This is a genomic window from Pseudomonas sp. HMSC066A08, assembly GCF_001813025.1.
Classification (GTDB): domain Bacteria; phylum Pseudomonadota; class Gammaproteobacteria; order Pseudomonadales; family Pseudomonadaceae; genus Pseudomonas; species Pseudomonas aeruginosa.
In genome coordinates this window covers 1-911 of the sequence record NZ_KV811364.1, presented here as the reverse complement: position 1 = coordinate 911, position 911 = coordinate 1, and the positions used below count along the sequence as shown (strand labels likewise).

1 protein-coding gene is annotated in these 911 nt (G+C 66.0%); it reads left to right on the top strand.

All coding sequences use genetic code 11. From position 1 onward, the window contains the following. Positions 1 to 911: FAD-dependent oxidoreductase (locus HMPREF2886_RS28430; RefSeq protein ID WP_168172036.1), on the top strand; the 911-nt coding region annotated here is incomplete at both ends.

The following is a 911-nucleotide window of genomic DNA, read 5'->3' as shown; positions in this document are numbered from 1 at the left end:
GCCGCGATGGCGGCGGCGCTGAAGGCCGTCGAGCAAGGCGCGCAGGTCACGCTGATCGAGCGCGGCACCATCGGCGGCACCTGCGTCAATGTCGGCTGTGTGCCGTCCAAGATCATGATCCGCGCCGCCCACATCGCCCATCTGCGCCGGGAAAGCCCGTTCGATGGCGGTATTGCGGCAACTGTGCCTACGATTGACCGCAGTAAGCTGCTGGCCCAGCAGCAGGCCCGCGTCGACGAACTGCGGCACGCCAAGTACGAAGGCATCCTGGGCGGTAATCCGGCCATCACCGTTGTGCACGGTGAGGCGCGCTTCAAGGACGACCAGAGCCTTACCGTCCGTTTGAACGAGGGTGGCGAGCGCGTCGTGATGTTCGACCGCTGCCTGGTCGCCACGGGTGCCAGCCCGGCGGTCCCGCCGATTCCGGGGTTGAAAGAGTCACCCTACTGGACTTCCACCGAGGCCCTGGCGAGCGACACCATTCCCGAACGCCTTGCCGTAATCGGCTCGTCGGTGGTGGCGCTGGAGCTGGCGCAAGCCTTTGCCCGGCTGGGCAGCAAGGTCACGGTCCTGGCGCGCAATACCTTGTTCTTCCGTGAAGACCCGGCCATCGGCGAGGCGGTGACAGCCGCTTTCCGTGCCGAGGGCATCGAGGTGCTGGAGCACACGCAAGCCAGCCAGGTCGCCCATATGGACGGTGAATTCGTGCTGACCACCACGCACGGTGAATTGCGCGCCGACAAACTGCTGGTTGCCACCGGTCGGACACCGAACACGCGCAGCCTCGCGCTGGACGCAGCGGGGGTCACTGTCAATGCGCAAGGTGCCATCGTCATCGACCAAGGCATGCGCACGAGCAACCCGAACATCTACGCGGCCGGCGACTGCACCGACCAGCCGCAGTTCGTCTA